The organism is Chitinophaga parva, from assembly GCF_003071345.1.
Classification (GTDB): domain Bacteria; phylum Bacteroidota; class Bacteroidia; order Chitinophagales; family Chitinophagaceae; genus Chitinophaga; species Chitinophaga parva.
The window spans coordinates 1,155,216-1,174,837 of record NZ_QCYK01000001.1; the positions used below are offsets into that span (position 1 = coordinate 1,155,216).

Here is a 19,622-nt window from a genome sequence, read left to right on the forward strand (position 1 = left end):
CGGCCACTTCTCCGACCGGGTCTTTATTCTCAAGGCCCATTCCTCCATTTCATTTTGATGGCTTCAATGGCATTGGGCACTACTATGGGATAGTGTTCATCTTCACAGTGCCTGACTGGCACTATTTGCAGCAAGTGGCCTTCGCACTGTTAGGCTAAAAAAAGGAAAGCCGTCATTAAAAAATGACGGCCAGTTTTTATGCAATTACTTTGAAGAAAGCGTATGGCATGCAACGTACTCATGGTGTGGATACGCGGCAATGTTGTAATGGCTTTACTGGTGCCCTACGCATTCCCAATGGTCAAATCTAATAAGGAAGCTTATTGGAAGCGGGGATGTATATCCTTGACTTCGTGATACAAAATAACGCCGCTTTATCCGCTTTCGCTTTTCAATTCGGGAAAACCAATAATCAAAAAGGGAATTTCCAACCCGCCATTTCCGGCTTCAGGCACCCACCATTTTCAAACACCGCATAGAACATCCCCCAAACAACAATTTCCAAACACAAACCGTTGAAAACCAGTTTACGTTTGGAAATTATCCCTATTTGAAAGTTGACGCTAAAAGCCTTCGTTACTGCCGGAAATTGTTGTCGGGAACGCGCCGGCAACCTACCGGAGCAGCAGTTCACACGGCTTCAGGCCAGTGTGTTTCTTGAACGCGGTAGAGAAGTGGGAAATACAGGAATACCCCATCTGCATGGCCACCTCCGATACGGAAATGCCCTGTTCATACAGCAGGCCACGGGCCTTCTCCATCCGCTCTTTCTGGAAGTAATCGTAAATGGTGGTACCATACATGGCCTTAAAGCCTTTTTTCAGGTAACACTCGTTCATCGCTACCTTACGGGCCAGGTCACGGATAGTGATAGGCGCATCCAGCTGCTGGAGCAGGATCTCGCGGGCCTTGATGATCTTTTCCCGGTCTTCCAGCTGGGTGAGGAAACGGCAGCCGTAACGCTCTTCCGTATCGTTCCTGATGAACTGGTCGGAGCTGAACAGCAGCAGTTCCAGGGCCTTGCTTTGCAGGAAAATATTTTTGAGAATGCCTTCATAATTGTGGTGCACCATCTGCTCCAGCACGGCCTTGCTCTTGTTGCACGGCTGCAGGGTCTTCACAAAGGGCTTTTTGCCGCTCAGTTCAAAAGAGAAATTGGTGGCGCCTTTTTGTAAGGTTTGTATGAAGGTGGGCTGGAAACGCAGGGTTACCAGGTCCAGGGAAGGATCTTTTTCATTGCACTTACCCTTGTGCTCTGCGCAGAGGCTATCCGTGCAGGCAGGGTTCTTACAGTACTTGCTGCCATTCACGCAGTAGCGCAGCTCTATCGTAGCGGCCTGCCCGCGTTTGGCGGGCTGGTACACCACCATGGCCACGTCCTCCACCGGCAGGGGCACATCGTAGGTAAAGCGCTGCAGTTCAAATTCCATGCAGTCTGGCACGGCCACGGCACTGCTTTCCGCCAGCTGCAACTGATCACTCATTGCAGGCTGGGGAATGGCCATCGTTAATATTTCCTGTACGTCTTTCAAAGCCTAACTGTAATTAAAATCCTCACAAATATAAGCGATGCTGTGAAATGCATGCATGCTTTGACAAATGAGTGACAGTGCGTGCGACTGGAGTGTAAAATTAAGGATTTGGGTGTTTGGCAGGTAACGGGGGCGGTCTTGGGTTTGTCATAATCAGCAACCTGTATCATTTAAGCAACGGTTAGCGTGGAAACTACGGCTGTGTCCCGGTGGTATGGTATTGGTACCCCAATAGTGATATGGATATGGTACAATTTTCTAAAAGACACTGGAAAAAAGTTGCAGTTGGTTTTACAGGCATATTGCTGGTAGTGATAGGCGCGGCCTGGTATACCGGCTACCACTGGCGGCGCGAACTGCAGCACCAGTTGCACAGTTACGTGCTGCAAATGACAGACAGTCTTTATTCCCTGCAATATGCCAGTATGGACCTGGATATCCTGGGGGGAGACCTCACCCTGCATAAAATTAGCCTTGTACCAGACACCGCCCGCTATCATCACCTGCAGGAGCAGCAGCGCGCCAGGCCTTTCTATTGCGCTGTGGCGGCGGATAAGATAGACCTGCAGGGCTTTTCGGCATGGCAGTATTTCCGGGAAAAGAAGATCGTGGCCAGCGCCCTCGTATTCACAGCACCCGCCCTGGTGATGCATGTAGATACCCGCACCAAAGACACTTCCGCTCCCCGGAGCTTTTACCAGGCCATGTCCCGGCAACTGAAAGAGATCCGCATCGGGCGCCTGCAACTGCTCAATACCAATATGCTCTACACCTTTGACCGGCCCGGCGCAAAGCAAATGAGCATGCAGGTAAATAAGCTGGACATCCGCGTGGAGGACCTGCTGGTGGACTCTGTAGCCCAGCGTGATCCTACGCGCTACCTCTACAGCAGTAATTTCACCATTGACCTCAAAGATTATAAGTACCGCTCCAAGGACAGTATGTACTGGATGAAAGTGCATGAGCTGCACTATAACGCTGCCGCACAAACGCTGCGCATCGACAGCTTCCACCTGGAGCCCATGTATGACTACGCGGAGTTTGATAAACACCTGCATTTCCAGAACGACCGTTTCAATATCCGCTTCAACCAGGTGCGCATCCATGGCTGCGATCCTTATTCCCTGATGGAAGGTAACCTGCTGGCCCGCAGTATGCACGTGGGCAGCGGTATGGTGCATGTGTACCACAACCGCAACCTGCCGGAAGACCCGAAGCCCAAGTATGGCAAGCATCCCAACCAGGTCCTGGCCCGCCTGGGCGTGCCCTTGCAGCTGGACACCATGATCGCAAAAGAAATAGACGTACAATACCGGGAGGTAAGTCCCAAAACCGGCGAAACCGGGGTGCTGGATTTTAAACACGCCAGTGGCGTGCTGACCAACATTACGAACATAGATACTTCGCTAAAAAAAGACAACCAACTGGTGGTCCGGCTACACGCCCTCCTGATGGGCCAGGGCGACCTGAGTGCCCGTTTTGATTTCCCGATCAATGACTCCGCAGGCGCCTTCCGTCTGAGCGGGGTGTTGAAAAACCTGGACGGGCGGCGCATGAACCCCATTGTGCGCCCGCTGAACCGGATAGAGATCGCCGCTCTCCAGGTGCATTCATTGGCCTTCAATATGAGCGGGAACCAATACCGTGCAGCCGGTACCGTGGACTTTAAGTACGACAGTCTCAAGGTCACTTTCCTGCAGCAAAAGGAAGACACAAAGCATGCAAAGAGGTCGGGCCTGGCCACCTTCCTGGCCAATGCGTTTGGCCTCAAAAATAACAGCCCGGATAAGGGCGTTGTACCGGCGGCTGCCATCGTGGAAATGGATAGGGACCCGCATAAATCTTTCTTTAACCTGGTATGGAAGACCATCTTTAAAGGCATCAAGCAAACCGCGGGGAGCGGCTTGCTGAAAAGTATCACTTAGCGGCCCGGCAGTGCCCGATATCAGCCGGCAGCAGGAGCGGGTTTGCAAGGGTTTGTTAAAGGGGTGAAAACAGGCTGAAAAACCCCTTAAAGTTCATGGTTAATAGCCCCATATAGCTTATATTTGCACAATTCACACCGTTTTATTCAATTAAGCATTTTAAATCCAAATATGAGCGAAGAATTAGTGCAAACTCCCCCTGCTGGAAATAGTGGTTACGATGCTGGAAGTATCCAGGTATTGGAAGGTTTGGAAGCGGTGCGCAAGCGTCCTGCCATGTACATTGGTGATATCGGGGTCAAGGGGCTGCACCACCTGGTTTATGAAGTGGTGGACAACTCTATCGATGAAGCCCTGGCAGGCTATTGCAAAAACATTGAAGTTTTCATCAACGAAGATAATTCCATCACGGTAGTGGATGATGGCCGTGGTATCCCTACGGGCATGCACCCCAAAGAAGGCCGCTCCGCCCTGGAAGTGGTAATGACGGTGCTCCACGCCGGTGGTAAATTTGACAAGAATACCTACAAGGTTTCCGGTGGTCTCCACGGGGTGGGTGTAAGCTGCGTGAATGCGCTGTCTGACCCCTGCCATGTAACCGTGCGCCGCGAAGGCCAGATCTTTGAACAGGAGTACCGCGCCGGTATTCCCCAATACGCCGTGCGCGTGATCGGGGAGGCTGATACCACCGGAACCACGGTGCACTTCAAACCCGATGGGGAGATCTTCAAGGACACCACGTATAACCGGGAGATCCTGGCCGGCCGCCTGCGCGAACTGGCTTTCCTGAACCGCGGTATCCGCATTGTGCTCACAGACAAGCGGGAGCTGGACGATGCCGGCCACCCCGTGAGCGAAACCTTCTACAGTGAAGGTGGCCTGCAGGAATTTGTGATCATGGTGGACAAGAACGCCCGCCGCAACCCGCTGGTACCCCAGCCTATCACCATTGAGGCCCACGATGCCGGTACCAACGTAGCCATCGAGGTGTCCATGCTGTACAATGATTCCTTCAGCGAAAACATTTTCTCTTACGTAAACAATATCAACACCATTGAAGGCGGTACACACGTGGCAGGCTTCCGCCGCGCCATTACCCGTGTGTTCAAGTCTTATGGCGATAAGAACAAGCTCTTTGAAAAGAGCAAGGTAGAGGTGACCGGTGATGACTTCCGCGAAGGCCTGAGCGCTATTATCAGCGTAAAGGTGCCCGAGCCGCAGTTTGAAGGCCAGACTAAAACCAAGCTGGGTAACTCCGACGTAATGGGCGTGGTAGACAGCGCAGTGGCGCAGGTGCTGGACGCCTACCTGGAAGAGCATCCCCGTGAGGCTAAGACCATCATCAACAAGGTAGTGCTGGCAGCACAGGCCCGCGAGGCGGCCCGCAAGGCCCGCCAGATGGTACAGCGTAAGAGCGTGATGACCGGCTCCGGCCTGCCCGGCAAGCTGGCCGACTGCTCTGATAACGATCCTGAAAAATGTGAGCTCTACCTCGTCGAAGGTGACTCGGCGGGTGGTACCGCCAAGCAGGGCCGCAACCGTAACTACCAGGCCATTCTGCCCCTCCGTGGTAAGATCCTGAACGTGGAAAAGGCCATGGAGCATAAGATCTATGAGAACGAGGAGATCAAGAATATCTTCACCGCCCTGGGCGTAACCATTGGCACAGAAGAAGATGATAAGGCCCTGAACCTGGCAAAACTCCGCTATCACAAGCTGGTGATCATGACAGATGCCGACGTGGACGGAAGCCACATTGCCACCCTGATCCTCACCTTCATTTTCCGCTACATGCGCGCACTGGTAGACCAGGGATATGTGTACCTGGCACAGCCGCCCCTGTACCTGGTAAAGAAAGGCAAGGACCAGATCTATTGCTGGAATGAGCCCCAGCGCAAAGCCGCCATTACCAAGCTGGCTGCTGGCGGTAAGGAAGACAGCGTAGTGGTACAGCGTTATAAAGGTTTGGGTGAAATGAACGCTGAGCAGCTTTGGGAAACCACCATGAACCCGGACAAGCGCACCCTGAAACAGGTGACCATTGAAAGCCTCTCTGAAGCAGACCGCGTATTTGGTATGCTGATGGGTGACGAGGTGCCGCCCCGCCGTGAGTTCATCGAATCACATGCGAAATATGCCCGCATTGATGCCTAACCGGTAACAACAGTTTTTCTATAAAGAGCGCCCTTCCACTTGCCGCGGAAGGGCGTTTCGTTTTGGAGCCCATTGGCCGCAGGGGAAATTAAATTGCATTCATATTATGCATTTCATATATTTGTCTGGATGCCCCGGATGGGCCTACCCGATAAAAACCGTATCCTATGAAAAACCCACTGCTATTAGTGGCCCTCTGTGTACTGGGCCTTTCCGCCTGTAAAAAAGATCACGAAGACAAGCCCGGATCGGCTAACACGCTGACCGTGAGCGTAAATGGCAAAAGCTACACCTCCAGTTCCAAAGACTTTGTAATGTTCATTGACACCATCACGGCCCGCAGCACAGACCAGGTGACCAACCTGGCCTACGAGATCAGCGGCCCTATGAGCGGTGGCCAGCAGGTAGGCCTCTACATTAACACGGTCAATGGCCAGCTGCCCGCCGGTGAGTATACCAATACCACGGACGCGGAAAATGCCATGTACTGGTCTGAAACCCTCAATGCGCGCGACTTTTACGCCACCACACCCCAATATGGCATCACCATTAACCTGACCCGGTCCGACAGCAGCTTTATCGAAGGCACCTTCAGCGGCAAACTGGCCTACACCTCAGACGGTACCAAGACCGTGGAGCTCACCAGCGGGCAGTTTAAGGTGGACCTGAAATCACCCTATATCGTGCACCAGCGCCTGTAAACACATTATTTAATATTGGTATTTGATTATTTTATATATCTTCGGAATGCTAATAATATAGCCCTATGAAAACCAGGCATCTGCTGATGGCGTGCGCCCTGCCCGCCTTGTTTGCTGCTTGTAAGAAAGACAGCAATGACCAACCTTCCACCCCCACGGTGGCAGATAATACGGTGGCCTTTACCCTGGACGGGAAAGCTTATACCACTACCAGGCTGGAACTGAGCACCGCAGCGGTGGCAGACCAGGAAGTGAACCAGACAGACTCCCTGTACGTGCTGACCGGCCTTACCAGTGCAGCTGCCAATGCAGGCCAGATCACCCTCTCCGTTACCTTCCGCAAAGGCCAGGTGGTGGCGGGCAATTATGGCGATACTGCCTATGCCACGGATGGCATTAACTGGGTCCCGGCACTGGGTGGTGAGGATTTCTACCAATCAAATACATCACACTACTCCGTGATCCAGATCAGCAAGGCTGATGGCAAGGTGCTGGAAGGCACCTTCTCCGGTGAGGTGGCATCTACCACTAACCAGGACCAGGTACTGAAGGTGACCGGTGGCCAGTTCCGCATTAACCTGTCTACCGTAGCAAAAGGAAATTAAACTCTCACTCTAACCATACACCTATGCGTCTCTTCCGCTTTCTGCCCTTACTGGTGCTGGCATTTATCGTTACCATTACTGCCTGCCAGAAGGCTGCAACGACGGCTCCTGTTGTGAGCCTTTCGTTCTTTCTCGATTCTGCCCAATACAATTGCAAAGGTGGTGACGCCATCATGATGGACACCATGGGGAAAAAAGCGTTGGAGGTGCGGGGCCTTACAAACAATTTTGCCCAGAACGTGATCCTGTTCCTCCCGCTGGATTCTGCCAATGCCCGCCCCGGCACTTATTATGGTTCCATGGTGTTTGCAGACAGTATCCTGCAGGCGGACATTGCCACCACCTGGATAGGCGATTCAGTGCAAGTGAACCTTACCCAGCTGGATGGTGTGCACGCCGCCGGTACTTTCAGTGGCCAGGTGTTCCACAACGAAAGAAGCAAGACTATTTCCCAGGGTAAGTTTAACGTAACCTACTAAGGCAGCTCATTTTACTGTCCACGGCCCTGCCATCACCCGGCAGGGCTTTTTTGTTAATGCTTTTCCACCGGCCACATGCTGGCATGAAAATGGCCGTTGTATCCGCCTATCCTTCACTAAATACGGCGGCCATGAAAATAATGATCTTCCTCCTGGGCGGCGCACTACTGGCGGGCCTTTTCAGCGCCTGTGGCGATGGTGGCCGCACTATCCATTACCAGCTGATGCCGGATTATGCACCCCGTCCCGATGTGGACCTGGAACAGGATGCCCGCTACGTGGTGCTGGACCAGCAGGCAGGTTTTGAAAGCCTCTTCCGCCCGTTGAATACCCGTACCCGCCTTACGCCCACCATATTCCAGCAAAACAAGGTGCTGGGCATTATCCGTGATTTCCATACCCCGCATGCCGGCATTCACATTACCGGCATCCACCTGGAAGATCAAAAGCTGCGGGTAGCCTATAATGATACCCTGCTCAATAATACCGATACCAGCTCGCGCGTGGCGATGGTGATACTGATCCCCAGTCGCATTAAATTTGATGAAGCAGATTTCTATGAGAACGGGCAGCTGAAAGCGCAGGTGACAAAAACAGGCATCGGCGCGGAGTTATAGCAACAAGTACCTAAATAAAAAGTGGGCGCCTCAGCATTTTGAGACGCCCACTTTATGTGTACAAGGTACGTAGTTACTTAATAAAGAAAGTTGCATTTACTTCTGCACGCACCTTGATGGTCTTGAAATCAATGGAAGGCATGTCTGCAGCCGGTGCAGCAGCAGCTCTTACCATGGTGTTGTACATCACGGGACGTACATCAGAGTAGTTGTCAGTGTTCAGCTCCTGGATCTCCAGGGCGCCACCTATCTGCTCATCAATAGCGGCGGCCAGGTAAGCCGCTTTGGTCTTGGCAGCCTGGATAGCCTTTTCTTTTACTTCTTTACGCAGGCTTTCCATCTTGCTGTACTCATAGGAAGAAATGCTTACGCTTTCAATGCCTTCGTCATCCACGGCAGCGAGGATCTCGTTGATCTTATCCAGCTTAGACAGCTTCAGGCGGTAGGTTTTGCGGGCCATGAAGTCCGGGTCTTTTTTCTTCTTCCACCACTGGTCACCATTGAAGCCATACACATTGGCAATGGTGAAGTCTGATGACCGTACACCGGCGTCCAGTGCGGCTTTCTGTAATTGTTTTTCCAGGGTGCTGATGTCTACCTTTGAATTTCTGTTTTTGTACTCATGCAGTGTAATGTCAAAGTAGATAATGTCTGGCGTGATCTCAGATTCAGCGCTGCCGGTGACGGATATTTTTTTTACCGGCGGTGTTTTATCATTGCTTTGTGCCCAGCTCATAGTGTTAATTGTTAGGATGGCGAGTAATGCTAATAAACCCTTTTTCATATGCGTTTGTTTAAGATTTTTTTAACAGAAAGATTGCTTTGATCATTTGCTAACAGGATGCGTGTTCATAGTTGCATTCCATAAGTACAGTAAAAAAAATGTACAGCACAGTTCTCTAAACGAAATACCTGCACAAAAGTTACAACAAAAAGGGCTGCCGGCATTACGCCGCAGCCCTTGAAGATCTGTAGTAGATAATAAGTATAGCCTGCTATCTGCTACCGCTTTGCCATTCCGCTGATCAGGTCATACAGTTCTGTCATGCTTTTTATGCGGGTGGCAGTGAGCAAAAAGTTTTTGCCTGCCTGCTTCAACTTCGCATTGTTAGTGCGGGTTTGAATGTAGTGCAGGATATGATTGAAAGTGGGCGATTCAAAGTAGGGGGAATCCGGGTTGTTGATAAAATAACAACGCAGGGTTTCATCCTTGAGGATCATCTTTTCAAAGCCCAGTTTAATGGCACACCAGCGGCAGCGGATGGTGGTGAACAGGTCGTACACCGGCGCAGGGATGGGGCCAAAGCGGTCTGCCAGCGAGGCTTCAAAGGCTTTGAGCTTTTCTTCTGTTTCAATATTGTCCAGTTCCTGGTAGAGGTTCAAACGCTCCTGGATGCTTTCTACGTAGCTGTCCGGGATGAGGATCTCCAGGTCTGTATCAATGGTACAGTCGCTCACAAAGTCTTTCTTTTCTTCTATCTGGTCTTTGAACAGCTCCTTGAAATCCGTATGCTTCAACTCGCGGATGGCTTCGTCCAGGATCTTCTGGTACATATCAAAACCTATTTCTGCAATGAAGCCGCTTTGCTCACCCCCCAGCAGGTTGCCCGCGCCGCGGATGTCCAGGTCGCGCATGGCTATCTGGAAACCGCTGCCCAGCTCACTGTGTTGTTCCAGGGTTTGCAGGCGCTTACGGCTGTCTGCCGGCAGGCTGCTGATGGGAGGCGCCAGCAGGTAGCAGAATGCTTTTTTATTACTGCGGCCCACGCGCCCACGGAGCTGGTGCAGGTCGCTAAGGCCAAAGTGGTGGGCGTTGTTGATGATGATGGTATTGGCATTGGAAATATCCACGCCGCTTTCCACGATGTTGGTGCACACCAGCACATCATATTTGCGGTCTATGAAATCCATGATCACCGTTTCCAGTTCATGGCCTTCCAGCTGGCCGTGGGCGGTACCGATGCTCAGGTCCGGGCACAGGCCCTGGATGAGGCCTGCCATTTCCCGGAGGCCCTGCACCCGGTTGTGAATGAAATATACCTGGCCGCCACGCTCCGTTTCATAATAAATGGCATCGCGGATCAGCTCCTGGTCAAACACGTGCACTTCCGTTTCAATAGGCTGCCGGTTAGGCGGCGGTGTATTGATGATGGAAAGATCCCGTGCACCCATGAGGGAGAACTGCAGTGTTCTTGGGATAGGCGTAGCCGTTAGGGTGAGCGTGTCCACGTTCACTTTCCATTGCTTCAGCTTTTCCTTGGCGCTCACACCAAATTTCTGTTCCTCATCCACCACCAGCACGCCCAGGTCTTTGAACTTCACGTCTTTGCTGAGCAGCGCGTGGGTGCCTACAATGATATCTATTTTGCCTTCCGCCAGGCGTTGCAGGGTTTCTTTTTTCTGCTTGGCAGATTTGAAGCGGTTCAGGTAATCCACCGTGCAGGGGAAGTCCTTCAGGCGGTCGGAGAAGGTTTTGTAATGCTGGAAAGCCAGGATGGTAGTGGGCACCAGTACGGCGGCCTGCTTGCCATCCACCACGCTTTTGAAGGCCGCGCGCACGGCTACTTCTGTTTTACCAAAACCCACATCGCCACACACCAGGCGGTCCATGGGGGACGATGATTCCATATCGCGCTTCACATCTGCCACGGCTTTACTCTGGTCTGGCGTATCCTCGTACAGGAAAGATGCTTCCAGCTCCGTTTGCAGGTAAGTATCCGGCTGGTGGGCAAAGCCCTGCTGGGCCTTGCGCGCCGCGTACAGTTTAATGAGGTCTTTGGCAATATCCTTTACCTGGGTCTTGGCCTTTTCTTTCAGCTTATCCCAGGCATCGCTGCCCAGCTTGTTCACGCGGGGCTCCTGGCCTTCCTTGCCGGTGTACTTGCTGATCTTGTGCAGGGAGTTGATGTTCACATACAGCAGGTCATTGTTTTTATACACAATGCGGATAGCTTCCTGCATTTTTCCATTCACTTCTATTTTCTGTAAGCCGCTGTACACACCCACTCCATGGTCTATATGCGTCACATAATCGCCGGATTGCAGCTCCCGCAGGGTTTTCAGCGTAAGGGCCTTGTTCTTGTTGTAGGCCTGCTTCAGCTTAAACTTGTGGTAGCGCTGGAAGATCTGGTGATCCGTATACACCAGTATTTTCTGCGCGTGGTCAATATAACCGGCGCTGATGGGCGTGGGAATGGGGTAGAAAACAAAGTCCGCCTTCAGGTCTTCAAAGATGCTGCGCAGGCGTTCCAGCTGGCGCGGGTTCTCTGCAAAGATGAACAGCGTGTATTTGTTAGCGTTATGTTTTGCCAGGTCTTTGATCAGCATATCAAACTGGCGGTTAAACACCGGTTGGTCGCTGGTATCAAAAGCAAGGGGCTGTACGTTGCGCAGGCCATCTTCCGGCAGGGGCTTGCTGCCAAAGATAATGCAGTGGTGCTCCAGGATCTGGCGGAACAGTTCTCCGGCGGGCACAAAATCACTTTCCTTCAGGTGCAGGGTTTCCTCGTCCGTAGTGCGGGTGGAGTTGCCGGTGGCCAGCCAGTCTGCCAGGCGGATCTCCATGGTTTGCAGCACTTCCCGGATGTATTGCGGGTCCTTCATCCACACCACGGTATTGGCCGGCAGAAATTCCAGCAGGGAGGTTTTCAGGTGATCTGCTGCATGGGTGTCCATGTTGGCAATGAGGGTCACCTGCGTGAGTTTGCGCTCACTGAGCTGGCTTTCCGGGTCAAAGAGGCGGATGGAGTCAATATCATCTCCAAACAGTTCTATGCGGTAAGGCTTGTCGTTGCCAAAGGAATAAATATCCAGGATACCCCCGCGCACGGCGTACTGCCCGGGCTCATACACAAAGTCGGCGTGCTCAAAGCCCCACTGGACCAGCTTTTCCAGCAGCGGGTCTATTTTCAGCACATCGCCTACTTTGAGCTGCACCATGTTGGCATTGTAAGCCTTGGCGCCGGCTACTTTCTCAAACAACGCTTCCGGGTAAGACACCAGCACTTTTTTGTGGGCCTGGGTACCGGAGAAGCGCATGAGGGCTTCGGTGCGCAACATACTATGGCTGTTGTTAAACTCCGAGAATATGCCTGTTTTCTTGAAAGAGTCTGGGAAGTAGAAAATATCGAGGGCCTGGCTCAGGTGTTCCAGGTCGTTCTGGAAATAGGCGGCTTCCTCTTTGTCGTTGAGAATAAAAAGATGGTTGGCATCAGATTGTGCCCAGGTACCTACGGATACGAATGATGCGGCGCTGCCATGTAAGCCGGTGAGCTGGAAATATTGCGGATCGGGCATATGTATCCCTTTCACCAGCGTTTGCAGGCGGGTATCACGTTGGTACAGTTGTAAAACGGCCTGTAGATTCATGAAGACGCAAAGATACTGTATTTCACTGGCACACAAATAGCCTGCCGGCCGCGGTGTGAATGGCTGCGGTATGACAAACTTAACAGGATGGAAACAGGAAAGAGCTTATTTACCGTCAATGATATACTTCCCCGGGAAGTGACGCTGCAGCAGGTCCATGAAATCCGCCCGGGACTCCGGTGTTTGAAAGGCGCTGAGCGGGATGAGGAAAAAGGATTTCTTATCGCGGTAGAGGTAAATGAACTTTTGGGTTTCCACCACCTGGGAAAAGCGCTGCCAGCCTACGGAGCGGTCGCCGCCCTCGCTGGTGGTGATGGTCATGCCTTCCTCGTTTACACGGAGGCGGATGTTGTCCTGGAAAGTAGCGGCCTTGTTGTAAGTGGATACAGGCAGCAGGTACCAGAAGCTCCATACAATGAGGATGGTCATGCCCGTAACGCCGGCCAGGGCGCCACGGTTCACCACATGGAACAGGTATCCTGCGATGGTGAACAATATGAATATGAGTAAGGTAACTTGGAAAACGCGAACTTCTCCGCGGTGCAAAAAGTGATACCGTAAGGCATTCAGCACCTCATTCTTTTTGTAATTAAACTCCAGATGCATGGCAACTCCATTCTGTACGCGCAATACAGCTTATTTGGTGAGCGAAAAGGACATCGGGCTTTCGATGTCGTCCCGGGTGGATACGGGCGCAAATTTCCTGTGACTGTTGGCAGCGGTGTTTTTCTTACCGTTTATCAGGTCTTCCTCGCTAAGGCCGGGGAAGTTGTTTTTGATGAACTGGAGGTATTGCTGGAGGATTTTAGGATCTACTTTGAAGTGGAACATCAGTTCCTTGCCGCAGGCGTTCAGGGTTTGGGCATTGGTGCCGTTCTTATTGGCCTGGAGGTACCATTTATAAAGGTCTACCACGGCCTGTTCAAACTCCTGCTGGTCCAGCCGGGTCTGGGGGGCCTCATGGGTTACCACACCGGCGGTGGGCAGTATCCAGAGCAAGTCCTCCACGCGGGGCGTGGGCTTGGCGGCGGTAGCCTTCGGATTTCCATGATCTTCATTGTTGTCGCCCGGGGCAATGCCCTTAGCCGCAGCCGTGCCCACGAGTGCGGACAGGAACAACAGTATGGCCAACAAATGTTTCATGGGAGATTAGATTTTGCCGACTAAAATTACAAAATATAATTTTACAATTAACAATTTCTTGACCGGCGAACCGGGCTTTAATGTTAAATAGTGTTATCATTACCCACATGAAGAAAAAAGCCCTGATGAACTGGAGCAGTGGCAAGGATGCCGCCTATGCCCTCTGGCAGGTATTGCAGGCGGGCAGCCACCAGGTGGATTTCCTCTTTACCACGTTGAGCGCTGCCTACCGGCGGGTGTCCATGCACGGCCTGTCTGAAGCCCTGCTGGACGCCCAGGCCGCACGGGTAGGCATTCCCCTGCGCAAGGCCTGGCTGCCGGAGCAGGCCGGCCTGGAAGATTACAACGCGATCATGGGGCAGGAGATGGCATTCATGCGGGACCAGGGCATCAGCACGTCCATCTTTGGCGATATTTTCCTGGAAGACCTGAAGCAATACCGGGAGCGCCAGCTGGAGCAGGTGGGTATGGAAGGCGTGTTCCCGCTCTGGAAGCGGGATAGCCGTGCCCTGGTGGAGGCCATGATCGCGGATGGGTTTAAGGCGGTAGTGGTGTGTGTGAATGCGGACCTTCTCCCCGCCCACTTCACCGGCCGGGTCATAGATGCCGCGTTCCTGGCCGATCTTCCGGAGGGAGTGGATCCTTGCGGGGAGAATGGGGAGTTTCATTCTTTCGTAGTGGATGGGCCGTTGTTTTCCAGCCCGGTGCCTTACCGGGTGGGCCAGGTAGAGGAGCGGAGCTATGGAGAACAACACCGGTTCTTTTTCAGGGAGTTGCTGCTGGGGGAATGATCTCCGGCTAACAGGCAAAAGAAAACCCACCAGGCATATTGTTATTGCCCGGTGGGTTGTTACTTTATCCGATGTGCGGTAAGCTGTTTTTAATTAGCCTGTCCCTTATCCGACAACTGGAGCAAATGTTTATATAACAAACCTCCCACCAAAGCACCGGCAATAGGCGCCACCCAGAACAGCCATAACTGCGGAAGGAAGCCGCCCCCGGCAAACAATGCCTGGGAAGTAGACCGTGCGGGGTTCACAGAAGTATTGGTAATGGGAATGCTGATCAGGTGAATGAGGGTTAAACACAGGCCTATGGCCAGTCCTGTGAGTTCCTTGCTTGCAAACTTGTCTGACGCGCCGCAGATCACCAGCAGGAAAAAGCAGGTGAGCACAAATTCTGCAATGAAAGCTGCCACCAGGGAATAGCCGTGGGGCGACAGGTCGCCGTAACCATTGGCTGCAAATGCGCCTGGCTTGGTGTTGTCTATCACAAAGGGCGTGACATTGTGGGTAACGATCACATACAGCACCGCTGCTGCCAGCACAGCCCCTACCAGCTGCGAAATAATATAAGGGAGCACCTGGTTGCCCGGAAAACGGCCTGCTGCCGCCAGCCCGATGGAAACCGCAGGGTTAAAGTGCCCGCCGGAGATATGTCCTACACCGTAGGCCATGGTGACCACCGTGAGGCCAAAAGCGAGGGCCACGCCGGCATAGCCAATGCCAAGGCCCGGGATGCCCGCGGCAAAAAGGGCGCTGCCGCAACCGCCAAATACCAGCCAAAAAGTACCAAAGAATTCTGCCAGGTAATTTCTCATAAAGGATGTGGTTTAGGGGTGAATGAGTTAGTGAAAGGTAAACAATTGTTACATACGAATTGTTCGCAGCCTGGCCGGCGGCTGTATTTTCCTGAAAACAACTGCCTGCTCAGGTAGCTACTTTTTCCAGGAGGAACAGCCTGTTCAAGCGACGGTTACGCCTTCCCGGAAACAACGGTATCTCCTCCAGGCGCCAGCCTTCCCCCAAAAACAAAAGCAATGGACTAGCCATTGCTTTCGAGAGTCATTTACATGCATGAAGAATCATGCGGTGTAGGATATTTGGTTTTTCATAGGACAGTAACCATAAAAATTAATACAGTTCAAATATAGATAATATGTTCATTCTTCAATGAAAGGGTGCAATAATTAGATGAAAAATAAAATTTATGATGAAATGCAATATGGAAGAGAAGAAACAAAAGGTTCTGTTAACAAACGATTAACAATCGTTGAAGAAGCTTTTGAACACCAATAAAGTAGGAAATGAAAAAAGGGGAAAGTGTAGTGCGGGCTAAAAGAGTAAGGGCACCTGGAAAGGCGCCCTCAATTTGTTACTATCCTATGAAAACCCTATTTGAATACAAATGTAAGTGCATGTTTTGTCTGGTGGAAATTTTCGGTCCCGAATAACAAATCGTTAACAAATTTCAATCTCAAATTGTTTATTGTCAAATAGTTAGTGGAAGCTTGTAAATGCTGTTAACAAACTGTGAAGGCAACCGGTTAACAACCAATCACCTGTTTTCTACCCCCGTTTGTAGCCGGTTTACTACTGCGTTACTTAAGCATGCCAAAAATAAAAAAGGCCGTTTCCTGGGTAGAAAACGGCCTTTTTATTTAGTAGTAACTTAACTACATCCCATGCTATTGCCACAGTTCAGGCATTTATAACAGGTGCCGGAGCGCACGGTGATGTGCCCACAGGTATTGCAGGCCGGGGCATCACTTTGCATACTGCGGAGATAGTCTTGTGTATGCGTTTCTGTATGGGTGTGGCCATGACTGGTGGTGGTTTTCAGCGCAGGCTGGGCGGCGTTGTGGGCGTGCGTGCCGGTATGTGGGGTAGCCTGGGGGCCGGAGGCTGTGTTAATGCCGGCGGGGGCACCGCCTGGCGTTATGGCGCCGGTGGCAAGGTTTACCATCGTCACCCGCACGTTAGAGAGCTCTGGGTCTACCTCATCTTCCACTTCCGGGAGCACATGCACCAGGTCCTGGCGGTCCAGGTATTCGTAGCCCAGCACGCGGAAGATATAATCAATGAGGGAGGTGGCAGACCGGATATTGGGGTGGTCTACCATGCCTGCGGGTTCAAAGCGGGTGAAAACGAACTTGTCCACAAACTCTTCGAGCGGCACGCCATATTGCAGGCCTACGGAGACCGCTATGGCAAAGCAGTTCATGAGGCTGCGCAGGGTAGAGCCTTCCTTGGCCAGGTCTATGAAGATCTCGCCCAGGGTGCCATCATTATACTCCCCGGTGCGCAGGAAGATGGCCTGCCCGCCCACTTTGGCTTTCTGGGTAAAGCCGCGGCGCTTGGCCGGGAGCGATTTGCGCTCCACGATGCGGGATAACTGGCGTTTCAGTGTAGTGTCCTCGCTGGCCATGAGGCGTTTTTGCACTTCGCCCAGCAGGTCATCAATGGTGAGATCGTGCAGGGCTACGGCTGCCGCAGGGGCCTCTTCGGTGGCTGCTGCATCTGCCTTTTTCTTTTTGTCAGACTTATTGCTCAGGGGCTGGCTCATTTTGGACCCATCGCGGTAAAGGGCGCAGGCTTTGAGGCCCAGCTGCCAGCTAAGCATATAGGAATCAGCAATTTCTTCAATGGTGGCCTCGTGAGGCAGGTTGATGGTCTTGGAGATAGCCCCGGAAATAAAGGGCTGGGCGGCCGCCATCATGCGGATGTGGCCATGGGCGTGGATGTAACGCTGGCCTATCTTCCCGCATTTATTAGCGCAGTCAAACACCGGCAGGTGCTCTTCGCGCAGGAAGGGCGCGCCTTCCACGGTCATGGTGCCGCATACAAAAGCGTTGGCCGCTTCTACCTGTTCTTCCGTAAAGCCCAGTGCTTCCAGCAGGCTGAAATCCATATTAAAGTACTGTTCCGGTGTAAAGCCCAGCCGCTGCAGGCATTCTTCACCCAGGGTGTACACGTTGAAGATGAAAGAAATATCAAACGTGGATACGGCTGCGGCATCCAGTTTCTTCAGCTCCTCACCCAGGAACCCTTTTTCACTCAGGGTCTGGTGGTTAATGTAAGGCGCGCCGGCAAAATTGCCCGTACCCTTTGCATAATCCACGATGGCGCGGATCTCATGCGGGCGGTAACCCAGGTTGTTCAGCGCCGTGGGAATGCTTTGGTTAATGATCTTAAAATAGCCACCACCGCTCAGTTTTTTGAACTTCACCAGGGCAAAGTCCGGCTCTACGCCAGTGGTATCACAATCCATCACCAGGCCTATGGTGCCGGTGGGTGCAATCACCGTGGTTTGTGCATTGCGGTATCCATGCAGTTCTCCTTGCTTCACGGCCTCGTCCCAGGCCTTGGTGGCGGCTTTCAGCAGGTAATCGGGGCAGTAGCGGGCATTGATGCCGAGGGGTTTTATCTCCAGGCCTTCATAGGCATCTGCAGCATCATAGGCAGCGGCGCGGTGGTTGCGCATCACGCGGAGCATGTGGGCTTTGTTGGCCTCGTATTCCGGGAAAGCGCCCAGGTGGGCGGCCATTTCCGCGGAGGTTTTGTAAGCAACGCCGGTCATGATGGCGGTGATGGCGCCGGCTATGCCGCGGGCAGCCTCACTGTCGTACGGGATGCCGCTTACCATGAGCATGGAGCCCAGGTTTGCATAGCCGAGGCCCAGGGTGCGGTAATCGTAGCTCAGCTGGGCTACTTCCGGCGAGGGAAACTGGGCCATGAGCACGGATATTTCCAGCACTACGGTCCACAGGCGCACCGTGTATTCAAAGCCACCTACATCAAAAGTGTTGTTGTTTTCCTCGTAAAAGCGGCGCAGGTTCACAGAGGCCAGGTTGCATGCGGTGTTGTCGAGGAACATGTATTCAGAACAGGGGTTGGAGGCGCGGATGGGCCCTCCTTCCGGGCAGGTATGCCACTCATTGATGGTGGTATCGTACTGGGTACCCGGATCGGCGCAGCGCCAGGCGGCGTAAGCAATCTGGTTCCACATGTCCGCCGCCTTCACTGTTTTCATGGTTTTGCCGGTGGTACGGGCTTTCAGCTCCCAGTCGTCTCCCGCTTCCAGTTTACGGAAAAAGCTGTTGGGAATGCGTACAGAGTTATTGGAGTTCTGACCGGATACGGTGCGGTAGGCTTCTCCTTCATAATCAGAAGAATAACCGGCGGCAATAAGGGCGCCTACTTTTTTTTCTTCTTCTACTTTCCAGTTAATGAAGTCCAGGATCTCCGGGTGGTCCAGGTCCAGGCACACCATCTTGGCGGCGCGGCGGGTAGTGCCACCGGATTTAATGGCGCCTGCGGCGCGGTCGCCTATTTTCAGGAAGCTCATTAACCCGCTGGAAGTGCCGCCCCCGGCCAGTTTCTCCCCTTCGCCCCGGATCTGGGAGAAGTTAGTACCCACGCCGGAGCCGTATTTAAAGATGCGGGCTTCGCGGGTCCAGAGGTCCATGATACCGCCTTCGTTCACCAGGTCATCCTTTACGCTGAGGATGAAGCAGGCATGGGGCTGGGGACGTTCGTAGGCAGAGGTAGATTTTTCCAGCTTGCCGGTGTTTTGGTCTACATAATAATGGCCCTGCGGCTGGCCGGTGATGCCGTAGCTTTCATGCAGGCCGGTATTGAACCACTGCGGTGAGTTGGGCACGCAGGCCTGGTTCAGCATGCAGTACACCAGCTCGTCGTAAAACACCTGGGCATCGGTGGCGGAAGCAAAGTAATGGTAGCGTTCGCCCCAGACCTTCCAGCAGTTGGCCATGCGGTGTACCACCTGTTTTACCGAGGTTTCACGGCCCAGGCTACCATCCGGCTGGGGCACGCCTGCGCGGCGGAAATATTTCTGGGCCAGGATGTCCGTCGCGATCTGCGACCATCCTTTGGGCACTTCCACATTGTTCATTTCAAAAACGGTGTCGCCGCTGGGATTGCGGATCACCGAGGTGCGTAGCTCGTACTCGAATTGGTCAAACGGACCTTGACGGTCATTGGTAAAGTGCCGGGAAAAGGTAAGCCCGGAACCGGCTTTGGTATTGCTTTTACTGCCCATGACGAAGGATTTATAATGAGGTGTATTAAAGAGTATGGTGTCTAAAGGACTGGTCACTTGAGGTGATTTTAAAGTTAAATTAGAAATAGTGGCATATTCCTTTTTCTTATCCACAGGCTGTGCATAAGCACAGGGTGTGCATAAGACTGGGTTTAAACTTCAAAAAACGTGCGGAAAGAAGGATTTTTAAAAGCCCGGCATTACATTTGACGGGAAAATGCGGGAGCCCTGTGATGCCGAACAATTACGAAACCGGT

14 protein-coding genes are annotated in these 19,622 nt (G+C 52.6%); 7 read left to right on the top strand and 7 right to left on the bottom strand.

Annotated elements, in window-relative coordinates; all coding sequences use genetic code 11:
• Nucleotides 1-614 precede the first annotated feature (614 nt).
• Nucleotides 615-1,532: a helix-turn-helix domain-containing protein gene (locus DCC81_RS05030; RefSeq protein WP_133177545.1), complete on the bottom strand. Its 918-nt coding sequence runs from the start codon at nucleotides 1,530-1,532 to the stop codon at nucleotides 615-617.
• A 245-nt stretch (nucleotides 1,533-1,777) separates the two neighbouring features.
• Between DCC81_RS05030 and DCC81_RS05035 the strand changes: the two genes are divergently transcribed.
• The 6 genes from DCC81_RS05035 to DCC81_RS05060 all read left to right on the top strand — a co-directional run bounded on the left by DCC81_RS05035 (nucleotide 1,778) and on the right by DCC81_RS05060 (nucleotide 8,013).
• Nucleotides 1,778-3,457, top strand: a complete 1,680-nt coding sequence (locus DCC81_RS05035) for a hypothetical protein (RefSeq protein ID WP_133177546.1) — start codon at nucleotides 1,778-1,780, stop codon at nucleotides 3,455-3,457.
• Nucleotides 3,458-3,628: 171 nt separating this feature from the next.
• Nucleotides 3,629-5,611, top strand: a complete 1,983-nt coding sequence (gene gyrB, locus DCC81_RS05040) for a DNA topoisomerase (ATP-hydrolyzing) subunit B (RefSeq protein ID WP_108685489.1) — start codon at nucleotides 3,629-3,631, stop codon at nucleotides 5,609-5,611.
• 167 nt (nucleotides 5,612-5,778) lie between these two features.
• Entirely contained in the window at nucleotides 5,779-6,312 is a 534-nt protein-coding gene (locus DCC81_RS05045) for a hypothetical protein (RefSeq protein ID WP_108685490.1), read from the top strand.
• A 65-nt stretch (nucleotides 6,313-6,377) separates the two neighbouring features.
• Nucleotides 6,378-6,917, top strand: coding sequence for a hypothetical protein (locus DCC81_RS05050; RefSeq protein ID WP_108685491.1), 540 nt, complete (start codon nucleotides 6,378-6,380; stop codon nucleotides 6,915-6,917).
• Between the two features lie 23 nt (nucleotides 6,918-6,940).
• Nucleotides 6,941-7,396, top strand: a complete 456-nt coding sequence (locus DCC81_RS05055) for a hypothetical protein (RefSeq protein WP_133177547.1) — start codon at nucleotides 6,941-6,943, stop codon at nucleotides 7,394-7,396.
• A 131-nt stretch (nucleotides 7,397-7,527) separates the two neighbouring features.
• The gene (locus DCC81_RS05060) at nucleotides 7,528-8,013 is read left to right on the top strand and encodes a hypothetical protein (protein ID WP_133177548.1); all 486 of its coding nucleotides are present in this window, start codon (nucleotides 7,528-7,530) and stop codon (nucleotides 8,011-8,013) included.
• 73 nt (nucleotides 8,014-8,086) lie between these two features.
• Here DCC81_RS05060 and DCC81_RS05065 read toward each other — a convergent pair whose 3' ends face one another.
• From DCC81_RS05065 to DCC81_RS05080, 4 genes are all read right to left on the bottom strand, one after another.
• On the bottom strand, nucleotides 8,087-8,749 hold the full coding sequence (locus DCC81_RS05065) for an SIMPL domain-containing protein (RefSeq protein WP_165806441.1): 663 nt from the start codon (nucleotides 8,747-8,749) through the stop codon (nucleotides 8,087-8,089).
• Nucleotides 8,750-9,015: 266 nt separating this feature from the next.
• Entirely contained in the window at nucleotides 9,016-12,381 is a 3,366-nt protein-coding gene (gene mfd / locus DCC81_RS05070) for a transcription-repair coupling factor (protein WP_108685495.1), read from the bottom strand.
• 105 nt (nucleotides 12,382-12,486) lie between these two features.
• A complete protein-coding gene (locus tag DCC81_RS05075) occupies nucleotides 12,487-12,876 on the bottom strand; it encodes a YcxB family protein (RefSeq protein WP_165806442.1) in 390 nt (129 codons plus the stop codon).
• A gap of 141 nt (nucleotides 12,877-13,017) precedes the next feature.
• On the bottom strand, nucleotides 13,018-13,524 hold the full coding sequence (locus DCC81_RS05080; RefSeq protein WP_108685497.1) for a hypothetical protein: 507 nt from the start codon (nucleotides 13,522-13,524) through the stop codon (nucleotides 13,018-13,020).
• 107 nt (nucleotides 13,525-13,631) lie between these two features.
• Here DCC81_RS05080 and DCC81_RS05085 point away from each other — a divergent pair, with 107 nt between their 5' ends.
• Complete coding sequence (locus DCC81_RS05085) at nucleotides 13,632-14,315, top strand: Dph6-related ATP pyrophosphatase (RefSeq protein ID WP_165806443.1); 684 nt, start codon at nucleotides 13,632-13,634, stop codon at nucleotides 14,313-14,315.
• Nucleotides 14,316-14,404: 89 nt separating this feature from the next.
• Here DCC81_RS05085 and aqpZ read toward each other — a convergent pair whose 3' ends face one another.
• Both aqpZ and DCC81_RS05095 read right to left on the bottom strand, forming a co-directional pair.
• Nucleotides 14,405-15,124 (bottom strand): aquaporin Z, encoded by a 720-nt coding sequence (gene aqpZ, locus DCC81_RS05090; protein ID WP_108685499.1) that lies wholly within the window; start codon nucleotides 15,122-15,124, stop codon nucleotides 14,405-14,407.
• An 851-nt stretch (nucleotides 15,125-15,975) separates the two neighbouring features.
• Nucleotides 15,976-19,365 carry a vitamin B12-dependent ribonucleotide reductase gene (locus DCC81_RS05095; protein WP_108685500.1) on the bottom strand — a complete coding sequence of 1,130 codons (3,390 nt, stop codon included), beginning with the start codon at nucleotides 19,363-19,365 and terminating at the stop codon, nucleotides 15,976-15,978.
• Between the last annotated feature and the right edge of the window lie 257 nt (nucleotides 19,366-19,622).